The 17,741-nt window shown below is 65.1% G+C and carries 12 protein-coding genes and 2 pseudogenes; 8 read left to right on the top strand and 6 right to left on the bottom strand.

The genetic code is table 11. From position 1 onward, the window contains the following. Positions 1-9 precede the first annotated feature (9 nt). Positions 10-612: a response regulator transcription factor gene (locus tag M3I54_RS16115; RefSeq protein WP_254337491.1), complete on the bottom strand. Its 603-nt coding sequence runs from the start codon at positions 610-612 to the stop codon at positions 10-12. Between the two features lie 178 nt (positions 613-790). Between M3I54_RS16115 and M3I54_RS16110 the strand changes: the two genes are divergently transcribed. The 6 genes from M3I54_RS16110 (at position 791) to M3I54_RS16085 (ending at position 7,691) form a co-directional block, all read left to right on the top strand. Beyond that, complete coding sequence (locus M3I54_RS16110; protein ID WP_254337489.1) at positions 791-1,531, top strand: TetR/AcrR family transcriptional regulator; 741 nt, start codon at positions 791-793, stop codon at positions 1,529-1,531. Then, positions 1,528-2,478, top strand: a complete 951-nt coding sequence (locus tag M3I54_RS16105) for an HlyD family secretion protein (protein ID WP_375542151.1) — start codon at positions 1,528-1,530, stop codon at positions 2,476-2,478. Before M3I54_RS16110 ends, M3I54_RS16105 begins: the two co-directional genes overlap by 4 nt. After that, positions 2,475-3,428, top strand: coding sequence for an ABC transporter ATP-binding protein (locus M3I54_RS16100; protein ID WP_254337487.1), 954 nt, complete (start codon positions 2,475-2,477; stop codon positions 3,426-3,428). Before M3I54_RS16105 ends, M3I54_RS16100 begins: the two co-directional genes overlap by 4 nt. Further along, on the top strand, positions 3,425-4,567 hold the full coding sequence (locus M3I54_RS16095; protein WP_254337485.1) for an ABC transporter permease: 1,143 nt from the start codon (positions 3,425-3,427) through the stop codon (positions 4,565-4,567). The genes M3I54_RS16100 and M3I54_RS16095 overlap by 4 nt, the downstream gene beginning before the upstream one ends. Before the next feature lie 16 nt (positions 4,568-4,583). Further along, positions 4,584-6,095, top strand: a complete 1,512-nt coding sequence (locus M3I54_RS16090) for an efflux transporter outer membrane subunit (RefSeq protein WP_254337483.1) — start codon at positions 4,584-4,586, stop codon at positions 6,093-6,095. A 120-nt stretch (positions 6,096-6,215) separates the two neighbouring features. Beyond that, positions 6,216-7,691: an amidase gene (locus tag M3I54_RS16085; RefSeq protein WP_254337480.1), complete on the top strand. Its 1,476-nt coding sequence runs from the start codon at positions 6,216-6,218 to the stop codon at positions 7,689-7,691. Positions 7,692-7,751: 60 nt separating this feature from the next. Here the strand turns inward: M3I54_RS16085 and M3I54_RS16080 are convergent, their stop codons facing one another. The 4 genes from M3I54_RS16080 to M3I54_RS16065 all read right to left on the bottom strand — a co-directional run bounded on the left by M3I54_RS16080 (position 7,752) and on the right by M3I54_RS16065 (position 12,215). Then, entirely contained in the window at positions 7,752-8,591 is an 840-nt protein-coding gene (locus M3I54_RS16080; RefSeq protein ID WP_254337477.1) for an ABC transporter permease, read from the bottom strand. Between the two features lie 13 nt (positions 8,592-8,604). Next, the gene (locus M3I54_RS16075; protein ID WP_254337549.1) at positions 8,605-9,882 is read right to left on the bottom strand and encodes an ABC transporter permease; all 1,278 of its coding nucleotides are present in this window, start codon (positions 9,880-9,882) and stop codon (positions 8,605-8,607) included. Positions 9,883-9,956: 74 nt separating this feature from the next. Next, positions 9,957-11,000, bottom strand: coding sequence for an ABC transporter substrate-binding protein (locus M3I54_RS16070; RefSeq protein WP_375541792.1), 1,044 nt, complete (start codon positions 10,998-11,000; stop codon positions 9,957-9,959). Positions 11,001-11,123: 123 nt separating this feature from the next. Then, complete coding sequence (locus M3I54_RS16065) at positions 11,124-12,215, bottom strand: ABC transporter ATP-binding protein (protein WP_254337475.1); 1,092 nt, start codon at positions 12,213-12,215, stop codon at positions 11,124-11,126. Positions 12,216-12,379: 164 nt separating this feature from the next. Between M3I54_RS16065 and M3I54_RS45345 the strand changes: the two are divergent. Both M3I54_RS45345 and M3I54_RS16060 read left to right on the top strand, forming a co-directional pair. Further along, positions 12,380-12,656, top strand: a pseudogene (locus M3I54_RS45345) (GntR family transcriptional regulator); the annotation flags it as partial. 71 nt (positions 12,657-12,727) lie between these two features. Further along, positions 12,728-13,909 (top strand): annotated as a pseudogene (locus M3I54_RS16060) (PLP-dependent aminotransferase family protein); the annotation flags it as partial. A gap of 51 nt (positions 13,910-13,960) precedes the next feature. On the opposite strand, the gene M3I54_RS16055 reads toward M3I54_RS16060, so the two are convergent. Further along, positions 13,961-17,737, bottom strand: a complete 3,777-nt coding sequence (locus tag M3I54_RS16055; RefSeq protein WP_254337472.1) for a DUF748 domain-containing protein — start codon at positions 17,735-17,737, stop codon at positions 13,961-13,963. Positions 17,738-17,741: the final 4 nt, after the last annotated feature.

Here is a 17,741-nt window from a genome sequence, read left to right as displayed (position 1 = left end):
TGGGTTGGGCTATTCGATCAGCTTGTTCAACGTCGCAAACTCGATCAGCGCCGCAAGTGACGACACGCCGAGCTTGTCCAGCACGCGAGTCTTATAGGTGCTGACGGTCTTATCTGAAAGCCCGAGCCGTGCCGCGATACCCTTGTTGCTCATCCCGCGCGCGAGATACTGCAGGACTTCGACTTCGCGAGGCGACAGCCCGTTGAGCGCCACGTCGCGGCCGCCGCCGCAGCTGCCCGCCGGGAAGCAGTCATAGCCAAGCAATACCGCCTTGACCACACCGCACAGTTCCTCCACGCCGCGATTCTTGTTCACATAGCTGTTCGCGCCCGCGACACGCGTGTGATTGGCCATGACCAACTCGGGCTTCGCAGAGAGCACGAGAATGCGCGCGCCGTGCTGCATCGCGCGAATGCCGCGGATAACGGAAAGGCCGTCGAGCTTCGGCAACTCGAGGTCGAGAATCACCAGATCGGGATGCAATTCCTGTACGAGGCGAAGGCCCTCTTCGCCGTCGCTGCACTCTCCCACCAGTTCGTACTCCGTATTCAGCACGTTAGCGAGCATTTTCAGCACAATCGGATGGTCGTCGATTACAACGACGCGTTTCATTTTTTGTTCCATGGCGGTGTAATTCATTTGATCCTTCAGCGTGAATCTCACAGCCTGAACGACCTGCCAGCATTTTTGTATAGGAAAGTTCTGAAACGACTCGCACCGGACTGTCGCAGGGTTAATCCCACTGCGTGCGCAGTTTGAATTTAACTAACGCGTGAATTAAAGTTGAACGATGATCACGCGCGCCCGCACCGGTGCTGCTGCTGCGCCCCGCCCACGCGGCCGGCGCCGCGCCGCCGCCGACCTCGACATGCGCGAGCAGCTGCTCGCCAGCGCCACGCAGCTGTTCGGCGAGCAGGGCATCGCGGCCACCACCATGGCGCAGATCGCCGAGGCCGCGGGCGTGACGTCCGCCATGGTTCACTACTACTTCACGAACCGCGAAAAGCTCCTCGACGCCGTGGTCGAGGAGCGCATTGCGCGCTCGATTGCTTTCGTGTGGGAGAGTGTGGATAGCGCTGGGGGCGATCTCGCGCAAGACCCTCGCGCGCTCGTCGAGGAACTGGTCGCGCGGCTCTTCGACGTCACGTCGCGCATGCCCTGGCTGCCGCCGCTCTGGCTGCGCGAAATCGTCAACGAGGGTGGCCTGCTGCGCGAACGCATGCTCAAGCGGTTGCCCATCGAGCAGTTGCAGCGCTTTGCCGCGCGCGTCAGCGAGGCGCAGCGCGATGGCAGCGTCAACGCCGAACTGGAAGCGCCGCTGTTGTTCATTTCGATTCTCGCGCTCGTCATGCTGCCGCTCGCCACTTCGAAAATCTGGCAAAGTGCGCGCGGCTTTCCGAAGATCGAGCACGAGGCGCTGCATCGGCATGTGAGCGCGCTGTTGAGCGCAGCCTTGCGGCCCGCGCCGCAGGACGAGCGCTCGCGCCAGACAACGGGCCCAACGGCGAGCCGCAAGGGGGACGCGTCATGAATCGCGGCATTGGCGGCATGTGCGTCGCGCTGCTCGTGCTCGCCGCATGTTCCAGGCATGGATCGGCCGGCTGGCAGGGCTATGCCGAAGGCGAGTACGTCTATCTCGCGTCGTCGCAGTCGGGCACGCTCACGCACCTCGAAGTGCAACGCGGGCAAACCGTGGCCGCCAATGCGCTCGCCTTCGCGCTCGACTCCGTCGAGGAAGCGGCCGCGCGCGACGAGGCGCAGCATCGCCTGACGGCCGCGCAGCAGCAGCTCGCCGACCTCCAGACCGGCAAGCGTCCGCCCGAAGTGCGCGTGAACGAGGCCCAGCTCGCGCAGGCCGAGGCGAACGCGCGCAAGGCCGCTATCCAGCTCACGCGCGACGAAGCGCAACTGCGCGCAGGCGGCATTGCGCAGGCGCAGCTCGACGACTCGCGCGCGCAGGCCGCCTCCACGGCCGCCCAGGTGCGCGAGCTGCAAAACCAGGTGCGCGTGGCGAATCTGCCGGGACGTACCGCGCAAATCGCCGCCCAGGCCGCCGACGTCGAGGCCGCGCGCGCCTCGCTTGCACAGGCACAGTGGCGGCTCGACCAGAAGCGCGTGAGCGTGCCGAGCGGCGGCCTCGTCTACGACACGTTATTTCGTGTCGGCGAGTGGGTGCAGGCGGGCAACCCCGTCGTGCAGATGTTGCCGCCGCAGAACGTGAAGGTGCGCTTCTTCGTGCCGGAAACGATAGTCGGATCGCTTGCGCCGGGCCGCAAGGTGAACGTGCGCTGCGACGGCTGCGCCGCCCAGGTTCCCGCCACCATCACGTGGATTTCGAACGCCGCCGAATATACGCCGCCCGTCATCTACAGCAACGAGAACCGCGCGAAGCTCGTTTTCATGATCGAGGCGCACCCCTCCGCACAAGACGCCGTGAAGCTGCATCCGGGACAGCCGGTCGAGGTGACGCTGCAATGAGCACACCTGATCAATCTACCGGCGACTATGCTATCGACGTGCGCAATCTCAACAAGCATTTCGGCAGCAAGCACGTCGTGAACGACGTGACGCTGCGCGTGGGGCGCGGCGAGATCTTCGGCTTTCTTGGTCCGAACGGCAGCGGCAAAACGACGTCGATCCGGCTCATGTGCGGGTTGCTCACGCCCGACTCCGGTTCGGGCACTTGCCTTGGCTACGACATCCTGCGCGAGAGCGCGCAAATCAAGCGTCACGTGGGCTACATGACGCAGCGTTTCTCGTACTGGGAAGACCTGACGATCCGCGAAAACCTCGACTTCGTTGCGCGCATCTACCAGATGCCGAACCGCCGCGAAGCCGTCGACCGCGCGCTCGAATCGCTCGGGCTCGCAAGCCGCGCGAGCCAGCTCACGGGTGCGCTTTCGGGCGGCTGGAAGCAGCGGCTCGCGCTCGCGGCCTGCATGCTGCACGAGCCCGAATTGCTGCTGCTCGACGAACCGACTGCGGGCGTCGATCCCACCGCGCGCCGCGACTTCTGGGAAGAGTTGCACCGGCTCGCTGCGCGGGGCATTTCGGTGCTCGTCAGCACGCACTACATGGACGAAGCCGAGCGCTGCCATAAGCTCGCCTATATCGCCTACGGCAAGCTGCTCACGCAGGGCACCGCCGCCGAGGTGATCGCCGAACAGAATCTCGAAACGTGGGCGATTCATGGCGAGCGGCTCAGCACACTCGCCGCACACTTGCGCAATGAGCCGGGCATCGAGCAGACGGTGGTGTTCGGCTCCGCGCTGCATGCGAGCGGACGCGATCATGCAGCGCTTGCCAGAGCGGTCGAGCGCACCGTGGAAGGCCAGCCGCTGCGCGCGGAACGCATCGACACCGGTCTCGAAGATGTCTTCATCTACCTGATGAGCCATGCCCAGGACAATTACGGAGTCACGTCGTGAGCGCGTCGTTCCCGTTTTCCGTGGCGCGCTGGTGGAGCATCGTGCTCAAGGAGTTCTTGCAGCTCAAGCGCGACCGCATCACGTTCGCGATGATCGTTGGCCTGCCGATCATCCAGCTCACGCTGTTCGGCTATGCGATCAACACCGACCCCAAGCATCTGCCCACGGCCATCGTCGTGACCGAGGACAGTGTGTTCGCGCGCAGCTTCGTCGCGGGCATGCGCAATTCCGCCTATTTCGACGTGGTCGAAACGTTTCCCGACGAAGTCTCGGCGCGTCACGCGCTCGCGCGCGGCACGGTGCAGTTCGTGCTTAGCATTCCCGTTGATTTCTCGCGGCGCCTGCTGCGCGGCGAAAGACCCTCGCTGCTTGTCGAAGCCGACGCGAGCGACCCCACTGCCATCACCACCGCGCTCGCGGCGCTGCCTGGGCTTGTCGCGCCCGTGGCCGCGAAGGACCTCACCGGCGCGCTCGCGCATCTGAACGGCACACCCGCCGCGTTCGACGTGCAGGTGCACCGGCTCTACAACCCCGAGGGCATCACGCAATACAACGTCGTGCCGGGCCTCATGGGCGTGATCCTCACCATGACGATGGTGATGATGACGGGCCTCGCCATCACGCGCGAGCGCGAGCGCGGCACGATGGAGAACCTGCTCGCCACGCCTGTGCTGCCCATCGAGGTGATGACGGGCAAGATCATTCCGTACGTGGCGATCGGCCTGATCCAGGCGACCATCATCGTGCTCGCGGCGCGCTACGTATTTCACGTGCCGTTCGCGGGCGGTCTCGTCACGCTCTATCTTTCGGCGCTGCTGTTCATCGCCGCGAATCTCACGGTGGGCATCACGCTGTCGTCGCTCGCGCAAAACCAGTTGCAGGCCATGCAGCTGACGATGTTCTATTTCCTGCCAAGCCTGCTGCTCTCCGGCTTCATGTTCCCGTTCGGCGGCATGCCGCGCTGGGCGCAGTGGATCGGCAATCTGCTGCCGCTCACGTATTTCAACCGGCTCGTGCGCGGCATCCTGCTCAAGGGCAACGGCTGGACCGACCTGTGGCCCGCGGTCTGGCCTCTCGCCGTATTTACGGTCGCGGTCATGGCGATCGCCGTGCGCTTTTACCGGCGCACGCTCGACTAGCCCGAGGCACACGACCATGAAGCGCGACGTCGCCTTTGCCTTCCTGCTTGTGCTCATGCTCACGGGCTGCACCGTCGGCCCCGATTTCCACACGCCCGCCGCGCCCGATGCCACGGGCTGGACGCGCGAGCCAGTACCGGCGTCCACCGCTAGCGCCACGGGCCCCGGCGGCGGCGCGCAGACCTTCGCGGCCGCAGAACACGCTCCAAACGCGTGGTGGACACAATATGGCAGTGCACAGTTGAACGAACTCGTCGATCAGGCCTTGCGCGCGAGCCCCACGCTCGACTCGGCGCGCGCCAAGCTCGTGGAAGCGCGCGAAAACTACAACGCGCAGGCAGGCGCGGCGAACTTTCCCTCCGTCGATCTGAAACTTTCCGGTACGCGCCAGAAGGTCGATCTCGCCGCTTTCGGCATTACGCAAGTGCCGAACCCGCCACCGTTTACGCTTTACAACGCTTCGGTCAGCGTCTCGTACGTATTCGACTTGTTCGGCGCTAACCGTCGCGCGCTGGAATCCACGCGCGCGCAGGTCGATTATCAGGCATACGAAATGGAGGCCGCGCGACTTTCGGTGGCCGCCAACGTGGTGTCCACCGCCATACGCCGCGCGTCGCTGCAACGCCAGATCGACCTCACAATGCAGCTAACGCAGACGCAGGCACGCCAGCTCACGATCATGCAAGCGCGCTACGCAGCCGGCGGCGTGGCGCAGATCGACGTGCGCAGCCAGCGCACGCTGCTCGCGCAAACGCGCGCCTCGCTGCCACCGCTCGAAACGCAGCGCGACGCTGCTGAGCATCAGCTCGCCACCCTGCTTGGCGTCGCGCCTTCGCAGTTCGCCGTGCCGCTCGACGCCCTTTCTCTCGATACACTGCATCTGCCCGATACGGTTTCGCTCACTGTGCCTTCCACGCTGGCCCGCGAGCGTCCCGACATACGCGCCGCCGAGGCGCTGCTGCATCAGGCAGGCGCGAACGTGGGCGTGGCGACCGCGAATCTCTATCCGCAGATCTCGCTTTCAGCGGGTATTGGGTCGGAGCGCACGCATATCGAGGACGTCATCAGCGGGCTGAACATCTGGAACGTAGGACTCGGCCTCACACAGCCGCTGTTCCATGGCGGTGAATTGCGCGCGAAGAAGCGCGCGTCACAAGCCGCCTATGAAGCCGCCTTCGCCGACTATCGTCAGACGGTCCTGCAAGCGTTGCAGCAGGTCGCCGACTCGCTGCAGGCGCTCCAGAACGATGCGACCGAACTGCAGGCGCGCGACGACGCCGCTCGCGAGGCGCAGGCCAACGCAGCGATCACACAAACGCGCTACAACGCAGGCGGCGTGAGCGAGTTTTCGTTGATCGACGCGCAACGCCAGGCACTCCAGACCATGCTCGACCGTTCGCGCGTTCACGCGGATCGGCTAACGGATACCGCAGCGCTCTATCAAGCCCTTGGTGGCGCCCCACTCCCAAGCACGGAGCCGCCTGTGCAAGGCAACGACACATCGGCACCCGCCGCGCCCGTTCGGTAACCTGGCCGCTCCACGCGGCAACCAGCAGCACGCGGCGGCAACCATTCGTTTCCTTCCGCTTGCGCCGCCCCTGCGCGACAATGACCCTCCCCCTGCTCCATCCGCAATCGAGAGACACGTATGAACCAGGCATCGCTGTCCCCTGCAAAACTGTCACCCAACGATCTCGTCGCCGCCGACGCGCTTCAGCTTTCGGAATGGATACGCCTGCGCAATGTGTCCTGCCGCGAAGTGATGACCGCGTTTCTCGACCATATCGAGCGCGTGAATGCGCCGGCCAACGCCATCGTCTCGTTGCGCGAGCGCGCCACGCTGCTCGCCGAGGCGGGCGTTCGCGACGCCCAGCTCGCGCGAGGCGAGCACCTCGGCTGGATGCACGGCATGCCACAAGCACCGAAGGATCTCACGGCCACAGCCGGCATCCCGTACACGCAAGGCTCGCCGCTGTTCCGCGACGAAGTGCCCGCCGCGGATTCCCTGATGGCCGCGCGCATGCGCGCACAGGGCGCGATTTTCATCGGCAAGACGAACACGCCGGAATTCGGCCTCGGCTCGAACACCTACAACACGGTCTTCGGCACCACGCTCAACGCTTACGATCCCACCCGCAGCGCGGGCGGCAGCAGCGGCGGCACGGCCGTGGCGCTTGCGCTGCGCATGCTGCCCGTGGCGGACGGCAGCGACATGATGGGGTCGCTGCGCAATCCCGCCGGCTGGAACAACGTGTTCGGGTTCCGTCCGTCGCAAGGCCGCGTGCCCTCCGTGCCTGCGCACGATCTGTTCTTCCACCAGCTCGGCTATGCGGGACCGATGGCCCGTAGTGTGCCCGACCTCGCGATGCTGCTTTCCACCCAGGCCGGCTACGACGCGCGTGCTCCGCTTTCCATTTCCGAAGATCCTGCGCAGTTCGCGGGCTCGCTCGAACGCGACTTTAGTTGCGCGCGCATCGGTTGGCTAGGCGATTACGACGGCTATCTGCCAATGGAAGACGGCGTGCTCGCACTTTGCGAAACGGCGCTGAAGGACTTCGAATCGATAGGCTGCAAAGTCGAAGCCGCGCGCCCCGACTTCGCCATGGAGCGCGTGTGGCAATCGTGGCTCACGCTGCGCCATTTCTCGTGCGCGGGCACGCTGGGCGCGCTCTATCGCGATACGGAAAAGCGCGCGCTGCTCAAGCCGGAAGCACAATGGGAAGTGGAAGGCGGCCTGAAGCTCTCAGGCGACGACGTGTGGAACGCCACGGTCACGCGCAGCCAGTGGTACAACGCGCTGCTCGCGCTCTTCGAGCATTACGACTACCTCGTGCTGCCCAGCGCCCAACTCTTCCCGTTCGACGCGAGCGAGCATTGGCCGAAGGCGATCGCGGGCCGCACGATGGATACCTATCACCGCTGGATGGAAGTCGTGATTGGCGGCAGTCTCGCTGGGCTGCCTGTCATCAGCGTGCCTGCGGGCTTCAATGCGCAAGGCCTGCCGATGGGGCTGCAGGTGATCGGCAAGCCGCAGGCGGATCTCTCGGTGCTGCAACTCGCCCACGCGTACGATCAGGCCACGCAGTGGGTCAAGCGGCGTGTGCCGACTCTGCTTCAGGCGTAACGCGCTGAAGCAAAAAGGCAGCGCCGCGGCGCTGCCTTTTTCCATCGACATCTCACGCCATCACGCCTTCACCGCGCGCGCCGCATTTCTGCCACGCAGCCATTCGAGCGCGAGTAGCAGACAGGTGGAGAACACGATCAGGATCGTTGCGAGCGCAGCGATCGTCGGGCTGATGTTCTCGCGGATGCCCGTGAACATCTGGCGCGGCAAGGTGGTCTGGTCGGCGCCCGCGAGGAAGAGCGTGACGACGACTTCGTCGAACGACGTGGCGAACGCGAACAGCGCGCCCGAAATCACGCCCGGCGCGATGACGGGCAGCGTGATGCGGAAGAACGTCGTGACCGGATTCGCCCCGAGCGAAAGGCTCGCACGCACCAGATTGTGATTGAAGCCCTGCAGCGTGGCCGCGACCGTGGTCACGACGAACGGCACGCCCAACGCCGCATGCGCGAGGATCAGCCCGAGATACGTATTGGCGAGTCCGAGCGGCGCGAAGAACAGGTACATGCCCACGCCCACCACGACCACGGGCACGATCATCGGCGAGATGAGCACGGCCATGAGCAGCGCCTTGCCGCGGAAATCGGCCTTCGTGACGCCGATGGCCGCGAGCGTGCCGAGCACGGTTGCCACGAAGGTTGCGGCCGGCCCCACGATGAAGCTGTTCTTCGCGGCCATGCGCCATTCGTCGGACATCACGAGGTTTTCATACCAGCGCAGCGACCAGCCCGGAATCGGGTAAACAAGGAACGTGCTCGACGAAAACGACAGCGGCACGATCGCGAGCACGGGCAGGATCAGATACAGCAGCGTGAGCACGACGAGTGCGCGCAGCGCGAAGTACCACACGCGTTCGACGGCCGACGTATGCGGCGCAAAAAGCGGTTTGGCGAATTTCATGGTTGCGCCTCCCTCAGCCGAGGCTCAGTTGCGTGCGCGTGAAGCGCCCGTAGACGAAATAGAGCACCGTGGTCGCCGCGAGCAGCAGCGCGCCGAGCGCACAGGCCATGCCCCAGTTGATCGACACGTTGGTGAAGTACGCCACGTAGTAGCTGACCATCTGGTCGCCCGGCCCGCCGAGCAGCGCCGGCGTGATGTAGTAGCCGATCGAGAGAATGAACACGAGCAGCCCGCCCGCGCCCACGCCGGGGTACGTCTGCGGCACATACACGCGCCAGAAGGCCGAGAACGGATGGCTGCCAAGCGATACGGCCGCGCGCTGGTAAGTCGGCGGAATCGACTTCATCACGCTGTAGAGCGGCAGCACCATGAACGGCAGCAGGATGTGCGTCATCGAAATGTAGACGCCCACGCGGTTGAATAGCAGCGTTAGGGGCTGCGAAATGAGGCCTGTGCCCAGCAGCGCCTTGTTGACGAGACCCTCGCCCTGAAGAATCACGATCCACGCGGCCACGCGCACGAGAATCGACGTCCAGAACGGAATCAGCACGAGGATCATCACGAGATTCGCGCGGCGCTCGGAGAGCGTGGAGATCCAGTAGGCGAGCGGGTAGCCGAGCAGCAGCGCGAACACCGTCACGAACACGCTGATGACGAAAGTGCGGCCGAACACGTCGAGATAGATCTGCTGCTCAGGATCGGCGGCCACGATGTTGCCGAACGCATCCTGCCGGTGGTCCAGCGATGCGAGCAGGTAGAACGGCGAATAGCGCGAGCTATTCTTCGCGATAGCTTGCCAGTAAGCGACGTCGCTCCAGCGGTCGTCGAGTTCGACGATTTTGGCGCGCGTTTGCGCGGGGGTGAGCGTGAGCGGTTTGCCGTCGTCTCCGGCGAGCGGCATGGCGCGCGCCGTCTTCGCGACCAGCGAGCGGAAGCCCGCGATTTCCACGTTCAGGCGGCGCGCCAGCGCGCCCATCGCATCGCCGTCCCGCACGACGGTCAGGTCTTGCGCGAGCGCCGCGTAGGCCGCGTCGGGCGGCGCGCTCTTGCGGTCCCAGTCGCGCAGCGCCGTGATCGTATGCGGCAGCGCCGTCGCCACTTCGGGGTTCTGCACCGCGCGAGTGAGCAGCGCGGCGATCGGCACCACGAAAATCAGCAGCAGAAAGATCGCGAGCGGCGCGATCAGCATGAGCGCCATCGTGCGCTTCTTCGCTTGCGCTACGCGCAGTTCGCGCTTCAGGCGCGCGGTCTCTTCGCGTGCGGCGCCGGCAACGTTGGTCACGGTCGTCATTGTGGTCACATCCAGTCTCCAGCCATGCAGCCAAACCGCTCCGGGGCTTGCGCCCCGGAGCGTCTACATCACTCTCACTTCGCGGCCCACGAGGCGAAGCGCTGCTCCAGCTCGTCGCCGTGGTCGGTCCAGAACGTGAGGTTCTCCTGGATGGCGGTCTTGCCGTTGTCCGGCGAATTCGGCAGGTTGGCGAGCGTCTTCGCGTCGAGCGCCTTGATCGCGTTCGCGTTCACCGGGCCATACGCGATGTGCTGCGCATACGCCTGCTGCGGCTTCGGCGAGAGCGTGTAGGCGATGTACTGCTCGGCCAGCGCCTTGTTCGGCGCGCCCTTCGGGATCGCCCAGTAGTCGAGGTCGTAGATGCTGCCGGTCCACACCACCTTGAGGTTCTTGCCTTCGCGCTGCGCGGCGTCGATGCGGCCGTTGTACGCCGTAGACATCACCACGTCGCCCGCGACGAGGAACTGCGGCGGCTGCGCGCCGGCTTCCCACCACTGGATGTTCGGCTTCAGTTCATCGAGCTTTTTGAAGGCGCGGTCCTGACCGGCCTTCGTCGCGAGCACCTTGTAGACGTCCTGCGGCGGCACGCCGTCGGCCATCAACGCGAACTCCATGTTGTAACGAGCGCCCTTGCGCATGCCGCGCTTGCCCGGGAATTTCTTCACGTCCCAAAAGTCGGCCCAGTTCGTGGGCGCGGTCTTGAGCTTGTCGGCGTTGTAGGCGAGCGCCGTGGACCACACGAAGAAGCCGGCGCCGCAGGGCTGCTGCGCCGCCTTCATGAAGTCGCCCTTGTTGCCGAGCTTGGCCCAGTCGAGCTTCTCGTAGAGACCTTCGTCGCAGCCGCGCGCGATGTCGCCGGTTTCGACTTCCACCACGTCCCAGTCCACGTGCTTCGCGTCGACCATGGCCTTCACCTTGGCCTGCTCGCCGTTGTACTCGACAGCGGTGATCTTGTTGCCGGTCTGCGTCTGGAACGGCTCGTTGAACGCCGCCTTCTGCGCATCGCCATTGGCGCCGCCAAAGTTCACGACGGTCAGTTCCGCGGCATTCGCCACGCCGAACGAGAGTGCGAGTGCGGCCGCGACCGCTACAACGCGCATGTTGCCGATCTGCTTCATGGTTGAGTCCCTTCTCCTTGGTGGTTTGTCTTGCCGGGCCCTTCGATGCGAGAAACGTGGCCCGATCGTCGAGACGCTTCGCGAGGCAACGGCGCGCGAGATTGCGCGCCGCGCCCGCACGTCTCAAGCGAACACGCGCAGATGCTCGGGCGCGAATTCGAGTGCGACCGGCTGACCGGGCGCGAAGCCGTCGAGCGCCTCGGTGCCGAGCGGCACCTTCACGAAGCACTCGTCCTGCTGTGGCAGGCCACAGCGCATGCGCACGTGGTCGCCGAAATAGATGAGGCCGCGCGCTTCTCCGGCCAGCGAGTTTGCGCCATTGCCCTTCGAGCCGTTCGCGAGCTTCATGCGCTCGGGGCGAATGCACGCGATGGCCGCGGCCCCCGCCTGCGCACCCGCCACGTTGCGGCCGGTGAGGCGCGTGCCGTCGGCGAGATGCATTTCGCAGTACTCGCCATCCACAGCGGCAATGGTGCCGCGCAGCCGGTTGCTGTCGCCGATGAAGTTCGCCACGAACTCGTTGCAGGGCGACTCGTAGAGCCGGTCCACGCTGTCGAGCTGCTGCACGATGCCCTTGTCGAACACGGCCACGCGGTCCGACATCGTGAGCGCCTCGCCCTGATCGTGCGTCACGTAGACGAACGTGACGCCGAGCTTTTCATGCAGCGACTTCAGTTCGTACTGCATGTGTTCGCGCAACTGCTTGTCGAGCGCGCCGAGCGGCTCGTCCATGAGCACGAGCTTGGGCTGGAACACGAGCGCGCGGGCGAGCGCGATGCGCTGCTGCTGGCCGCCCGAAAGCTGCGCGGGATAGCGCTTCGTGAAGCCTTCCATGCGCACCATCTTGAGCGCGTCGTTCACGCGCTGCGCGCGCTCGGCGGTGGGCACCTTGCGCACGCCTAGCGGATAAGCGACATTCTGCTCGACCGTGAGATGCGGAAAGAGCGCGTAATTCTGGAACACCATGCCTATGTCGCGCTTGTGCGGCGGCACATTGTTGAGCAGCTTGCCGTCGAGGCGGATCTCGCCGCCGGTGGGAAACTCGAAGCCGGCGAGCATCATCAGGCAGGTGGTCTTGCCCGAGCCGGACGGGCCGAGCAGCGTCAGAAACTCACCTTGATAAATATCAAGGTCAAGTTGTTTGACGACCAGCGTTTCGCCGTCATAGGTCTTGCGCACGCCGCGAAAGCTGACGATCACATCCGAGGTCTTCATCCGCCCTGTCTCCTTTGCATACTCTTTTTCCCGGCCGGCCCTTCTGACGCGATTAAATAAATCCTGGCGCAGGCGTTAACCGAAACTGACGTGCGAATTACTATAGATGGTCCCGGCTCTATTCAATGGAGCCATTTCATTATTACCGATGGAACCACTTAGCCATGGTGATCCTGTCCGAATGGCTCGCGGCGCAGCTCGACAAGGAAAGCGCCGAGCCCGCCTACCGTCAGCTGCTGCAGCTCATGCAGCAGGCCATCCTGACGGGCCGGCTCGCGCCCGGCACCAAGCTGCCCAGCTCGCGTACGCTCGCGGGCGACCTCGGCGTGGCGCGCAACACCGTGCTGCACGTCTACGACCAGTTGAGCGCCGAGGGCTACGTGATCTCGACCACGGGCAGCGGCACCTATGTCGCCGACACACGCCCCGACTCGGCCGCCGTGAGCACCGCAACGCCAGCCACTGCCCCCGCCGCCGACGATGACGACGACGCAAGCAGCGCCTCCCCGCGCGGCGACATGTCGATGCGGGGCCAACGGCTCATCGACGAGGCGGGCGTGTCCGCCAGGCAGTGGGGCGCCTTCATGCCGGGCGTGCCCGACGTGGCCGAGTTTCCGGCGCGTACCTGGAGCCGCTTGCAGGCCCGGCTGTGGAAATCGGCGAATCATGGTTTGCTTACTTACGCGCCCGGCGGCGGCTACCGTCCGCTGCGGCGGGCGCTTTCGGACTACCTGCGCGTGGCGCGCTCGGTGCGGTGCACGCCGGACCAGATCATCATCACGACCGGCATTCACCAGTCCATCGATCTCGCCGTGCGGCTGCTCGCCGACCACGGCGACACGGCGTGGGTAGAAGAGCCGTGCTACTGGGGCGCGCGCAGTGTGTTGCAGTCCTCGGGATTGAAGCTCGCGCCCATTCCCGTCGACGACGAAGGGCTCAATCCGCGTGAGCAGGACCTGCGCGACCCGCCACGCATCGCGCTCGTCACGCCTTCGCATCAATACCCGCTCGGCATGGTGATGAGCCTCGCGCGCCGCCGCACGCTGCTCGAATACGCGCGCCAGCACAAGGTGTGGATCATCGAGGACGACTACGACAGCGAGTTCCGCTACGGCAGCCGGCCGCTCGCCTCGCTGCAGGGTCTCGACGAGTCGGACCGCGTGATCTACGTGGGCAGCCTTGGCAAGCTGCTGTTTCCGGGCCTGCGCATCGGCTACATGGTCGTGCCCGAGCGGCTCGCGGCCACGTTCCGCACGGGCGTGGCGGAGCTGTATCGCGAAGGCCAGCTCATGCAGCAGGCCGTGCTCGCCGAATTCATCATGGATGGCTATCTCACTACGCACGTGCGCCGCATGCGCACGCTCTATGGCGAGCGGCGCCAGTTGCTGATCGACGCGGTCACGCGCCACTTCGGCGACTCACTGCCGGTCATGGGCGACGAAGCGGGTCTGCACTTCGTGCTCGGCCTGCCCGACCATGCCGACGATCGTGCCATCGCTGCGGCCGCCTACGATGCGGGCGTGATCGTGCGCCCGCTTGCGGCCTACTACAGCGTGCGCCAGGATCGCAAAGGATTGCTGACGGGTTACGCGTGCGTGCCGCACGAGGAAATCGCGCCGGCCTTTGCGACGCTCGCGCAGGTCATCGAGGAACACGCGTTTGCGAACCCGAAAAAGCTGCGGCGCGCCGGTTAGACGGAAGCGCGCCGCTGCGTTGAATCGCGCCTTTGCGTAGAAGCGCGCCGCTTATTTCAGCCCGAAATCCACCCGCGTCGTCGCGCCCTTATCGTCGATGCCCTTGGCGTCCAGCTTCGGCGCCACGATGAACACGCGGCTCGGATCGACCTTGCCTTCGAGGTACTGCTGCACCGCCTCCGCGCGCTGCTGCGCGAGGTTGCGCAAGGTGGCGTCGTCAACGGGTGCGTGGTCGGCTACCGCCTGTTTCATGTCGTCCACTGGCAGCGTCTTCGTGAAGCCGATCATGTTGTGCGGCTTCTTGAAGTCCGCATCTTTATAGACCTTGGTGAGGTACTTCTCGTACTCCTTGTCGTCCACCTTGACCTGCGCGGTATCCACGCTCTCGCCGTTGCCCACCGTGTCCTTTACCTTCTGAAGCCGCACGAGGCGATCCACGTACTGCTCGCGCAGCGCGGGCGTGTCCACGGCTGGATCGACGCGGCCGATCAGATCGATCTTGATCGAAGGCTTGTCGTCGAGCGCCTTCACGATCGTGTCGAGCTTCTTCTGGTCGGCATCGGTTAGCTTTGCAGTGCCGGCCGCGAATTCGACATAGCCAAGGTCTTCGCCGCCGCCTCCGAATGCGTTGGCGAGCAGCGTGAACGGCGCGGTCACCGCCTTCGCGATGAGGTTGAGCACTGCCTTCCAGATCAGGCCACCCAGGCTGAACTCGGGGTTCGAGAGCGAGCCCGACACCGGAATGTTCACGTCGATCTCACCCTTGCGGTTCTTGAGCAGCGAGATTGCGAGACGCACCGGCAGCTTGGTGGCCGTGTCGTTGTCGATGTGATCGCCGAACGTGAGCTGGTCGATGAAGATATGGTTGTTCGCCGTGAGCTGGTCGTTCGCAAGCTGGTAATGCAGATCGACGTTGAGCTTGCCCTTCGTGATCGGGTAGCCCGCGTACTTCGCCGAATACGGCGTGAGGTTCGTGAGTTCGATATCGTGCGCGCTCGCCGTGAGGTCGAGCGAAGGCTTCTCGATGAGCGGGTTCACCGTGCCCTTGATCGAGAGCGGACCGTTCGCCGCGAGCTTCGCGGAAACGTCCACGGGCGCGGGCGTCGTCGACTCCGTGCCAAACGCGCCCACCGTGCCGTGGATCTGCACGAGATCGGCGGTGTAGTTCGGCCTGATGAAGTTGTCGGTGTAGTTCACGCGGCCGTCCTGCAGCACGAGCTCGCCGAAATGCAGGCGCACAGGGTTCTTCGGCGCCTGCGCGGCCACGACCGTGGCAGGCGCCGAAGCCGGCGCGGGTGCGGAAGCCGTCTGCACGGGAGCGCTCGCCGCTTGCGGCGTGAGCGGCACCGGCTCGCGCGCGCCTGGCTTGCCGCTCGTGTCCTGCGTGAGCGACTGCGCCGCACCGGTTTGATGCGCGACCACGTCCTTGAGATTGAGCTTGCCTTGCGCGTCGAGCAGCACGCGACCATAGAAGCCGGCGAAGGTCACGCGGCTCGCGTCCACGTCGGTGCCGCGCGCGTCGTCGTAGTTCGCCTTCAGGTTCGTGAGCGCGAGCGAGCGCCAGCCCGCGAACGGGCCGGACGTGGCCTTGTCGAGCATGCGCACGTCCACGAGCGCCGCGTCGCCGCGATAGTTCGCCTTGAGCGCCTTGCCCTGCGCAACCGTTAGCTGTCCGCTCATGTTGAGCAGCGCGCTCGCAATCACCGCGTTGAGCTGATTGCCGAAGTAAGGCTCGAACGCGGCGGCGTCGAGCCGGTTCGCGTCGATCTTCAACTGCGCCGTGAGCGGCGTTGGGTTGATCTTGCCGCTCAGCGCGAGTGTGCCCTTACGGTTGACGGTCGCCTTCAGGTCGATCGGCAGCGGGTGCCTCAGGTCGTCGCTGATCTGCTGGATCTTCACGTCGAACGGCGTGATGGCGAGCTTCACCGGGCGCGGCGTCGAGCTGTCCGTGAAGTTAATCGTGCCGTTGTTCAGCGTGAAAGCGTCGATCGTGTATCGCCAGGCCGGCCCTTCCTGCACCGACTTCTGGGCCGCGTGAATCGCCGTGCGCTCGGGCACCGCCTGATGCGTGGAGGCGAGTTGCGCCAGGTCGATCTTGCCGTCCTTCTGGCGCTCGGCGTTCACCACGAGGCCGGTCACGTCCACCGAAGCGATTTGCGCCTTGCGCGCGTTGAGGTCGATGCCGCTCACCTGCACCGTGCCCTGGGCAAGCGCGATGGAAGGCTCCTTCGCGCCGCGCGCCGCGAGCTTGAGCGATTCGAGGCCGAGCGTGCTCTGGCCGACCTGCACGACAGCAGGCTGCTGCGCCCAGTCGGCCTTGAGCGTGGACGTGAGATGCAGCTTGCCGTCCAGAATCTGCGCGCTGCTCAGGTTGTCGATATACGGTTGCGCCTGCGGCAGACTCACGCGCTCGAGCGCGATGTTGGCTTCGGCGTTCTTGCCCGCGAGGCTCACCGTGCCCGAGGCCTTGATCGTGCCGCCGTCGTTCGCGTTCGTCGCAAACGTGAACGGCGCGCCCGCTTTGGCGGTCGTCGAGAAGTTCGTAAGTGTGGTGGAAAGCTGCGTGAGTTCGACATTCACCGGCCGCGCGGGCAGATCGTCAGCGACGTGCACGGTGCCGTTCGTGAGTGCGAACTGGCGGATCGAGAGGTCGAGCGGCGCGGGCTTCGCTTCCTCGGGCGCCGCTTGTGCGCTCTGGGCACCCGATGCGCCCGAGGCCGGGGCAGCGCTTGCGGCCTTGCTCGCGGCCTCGTTCGCGGCCGGCGTGCCCATCAGCTTCTCGACACTCAGCACGCCTTGTTTGTCGCGCGCGACCCACATGGTGGGCGCGTCGAGATGGATGTCGTCGAAGCGATAGACGTTGCTGAACGGTTCGAGCGAGGCCGCCGCCACGTGCAGACTGCGCGCGCCGAAGAACGGCGAGTTGGCGTTGTCGGTCGAGTCGAAGTCGTTCAGGTCGGTCGTGCCCGTCACGCGCAGCGTGGGCTTCTCGCCCGACATCACGAAATCGAGCTTGAGGTTGGTCGAGAGCTTGCCGCTCTTGACCGTGACGGGCAGCTTCGTGGGCGCGTAGGTGAGGAGCTTCGGCACGTCGAGGTCGGTCAGGCGCAGTTCGACTTCCGATTCGCGCGTCGCGGAAAAGGGCTTGGTCCTGCCGTCGATGGCGAGCGTGCTCGCCCCGTCGATGCGCGCACGCAGCATCGGCTGAACGAAGATATCGGTCTTGGAAGGCAGCGTGGCGATGAACGGAATGCCGAGCGACCAGCGGTCGATCACGTGCTTTTCGTTGAGCAGGCGATCGTCGAAAGTGATCTGGCCGTTTTCGATGCGGATGTTTGAAACCGAGAATTGCGTGGGCTTGCTGTTGGGTTTCGAGGGCGTCGAGAACTTCTCGATGAGGTCCGAGAAGTTGAAATGCTGCGCGTCGAGCCGCACGATCGTGGCGCGCGGCGAGTCGAGCCGCAGTTCGTCCACAATGGGCGCCGCCCGAAAGATCGACGACCACGATGCCTGCACGACGGCGCGCGAGACATCGATGAAGTCGCCATTGCCACCGCGCTCGCCGATATGCACGCGGTCCGCTTCGAGACGCAGCGTGTACGGATTGAGTGCGATGCGGCCGATCGTGACGGGCCGGTCGAGCTGCTTGCTCAACTGCTGCTCGGCAACATGGCGAATGATCGGCGGTGCGGCGAAGAAGCCGACCAGACCGAACACAATGAGAAAGATGACGACGCCCGTGAGGATGCGCCGGGTGCGGGGCGCACGCGCAACCGCGCGCACCGATTGCAAGGAAGAGTTGAGCGACGCTTTGTTGAGGCTTGCCATGCTT

The organism is Paraburkholderia sp. CNPSo 3274, from assembly GCF_024206475.1.
In the GTDB taxonomy this organism is placed as follows: Bacteria; Pseudomonadota; Gammaproteobacteria; order Burkholderiales; family Burkholderiaceae; genus Paraburkholderia.
Note: the sequence above shows the minus strand (reverse complement) of the source record. Positions and strands in the feature narration are given on the sequence as shown.